Genomic DNA, 1747 nt, shown 5'->3' with positions numbered 1-1747 from the left:
TTCTGCAGCTTGTAGACCTCGACCGCCTCGAACAGGTTGTTGGTCGAGTCGCTCATGATCTGGGTGTAGTTGGAGCCGAAGCTGCCCGGGAAGTTGCCGATGGGCATGCTGGAGCGGTAGATCTTGCCGTTGTCGCCGGCGAAGAACAGGTACATGTTCTGGCCGTCACCGATGAGCGTCTGGTCGATCGGCCCGGTGCCCGAGCCGGAGATGCTCGCGGTGGACAGGGTCTGCTGCGATGACCAGCCGTTGGGGTTGGTGGGGTCGCTGGAGGTGCGGTAGGAGAAGGCGGTCCCGCCCCACTGGTAGGTCAGCACCCAGATGTTCTTGGGCGCGAAGTAGAACAGCGTCGGCGCGACCGTGCCCGAGTTCATCTTGGTCTGGGTCGCCGAGCCCATGTCCGACCAGTTGGTGAAGGTGCTGAAGCCCATCGAGCCCCAGCTCGACCCGTTGTCGTGCGTGGTGGCGTAGACCAGGTGCTTGCCGTTGTAGACGACGTTGGTGAAGTCCTTCAGCGAGACCCAGCCCGACTTCGGCTGTGCCAGCGCCCCGGTCGACGTCCAGCGGTACGACGACGGCAGGTTGCACGTGCCGGTCGGCGTCGGTGTGGGCGTGGGGGTCGGCGTGGGAGTGGGCGTGGGCGTCGGGGTGGGCGTCGGCGTCGGGTTCGGGGTCGGGGTGACCGTCGGCGTCGGCGTCGGCGTGGGCGTGCCGGGGGTGCCGGTGCAGGCCACGCCGTTCAGGGAGAACGACGTGGGGTTGGGGTTGCTGCCGGTCGCCGAGCCGTTGAAGCCGAAGTTGACGCTGCCCCCGGAGGGGATGGCGGCGTTGTAGGAGACGTTGGTGGCGGTCACCGACGAGCCGGACTGCGTCTGGGTGGCGTTCCAGATCTGGGTGATGCTCTGACCGGCGTCGAAGGACCAGGTCAGCCGCCAGCCGTTGACGGCGTCACCGAGGTTGTTGATGGTGACGCTGGCGCCGAAGCCGCCCGGCCAGTTCGAGCTGACGGTGTAGTCGACCCGGCAGGCGACGGCCGCCTGTGCGGGCTGGGTGCCCACCAGGCCGGCTCCGGCCAGCAGGACCGGAATGGCGCCGATCATGAGGCCGCGGCGCGCGGCGCGCCGGGGCGGCGCCACGGTCGTGGCGGCGGAGGGGCGCGGTGATCGCGCTCGCCAGGGCAGACGCATCTGTATTCTCCTCATCATCTTGTCCGGCCCCCGTCAGGGGCTGGTGCAGGTGGCGGTGGGGGTGGCCGCGGTACCGTTCGCGGTGAACCCGAAGGTCGTGGAGCCGCCGGCGGCGACGGAGCCGTTGTAGGCGGCGTTACGCACGGTGACGCTGGATCCGGACACGCTCTGGGTGCCGTTCCACAGGCTGCTGATGCTCTGCCCGCCGGGCCAGGTCCACCGCACGGTCCATCCGCTGATCGCCGCGCTGCCCGCCTGGACGGTCACCGTCGACTGGAAGCCACCCGGCCAGCTGTTGGTCGTCGTGATCGTCGCCGCGCATCCGTCCGGAACCGGGGTCGGCGTCGGGGTCGGCGTAGGCGTCGGGGTGGGGGTCGGCGTGGGCGTCGGAGTCGGAGTCGGCGTGGGGGTCGGCGTGGGGGTCGGAGTCGGCGTCGGGGTGGGTGTGGGGTTGGGGGTGGCGTTGTTCAGGGCGTTGAGGACGGCGTCGTAGGCCGGCTTCTTGTTGCTGCCGCTGAACAGCAGCGGGGTGTCACTGGAGCGCCAGGAGTCCTGGTCGC

2 protein-coding genes are annotated in these 1747 nt (G+C 69.7%); both read right to left on the bottom strand.

The features are described from left to right. A partial coding sequence (locus tag ACWEN6_RS40860; protein WP_452577594.1) for a non-reducing end alpha-L-arabinofuranosidase family hydrolase occupies window positions 1–1187 on the bottom strand: 1187 nt, incomplete at its 3' end. Window positions 1188–1220: 33 nt separating this feature from the next. Next, window positions 1221–1747 (bottom strand): cellulose binding domain-containing protein (locus tag ACWEN6_RS40855; protein WP_452577592.1); only part of this gene is annotated, 527 nt, incomplete at its 5' end.

Source organism: Sphaerisporangium sp. NPDC004334, assembly GCF_053602655.1.
The sequence above is the reverse complement of the archived record's forward strand: the minus strand, read 5'-3'. Positions and strand labels throughout refer to the sequence as shown.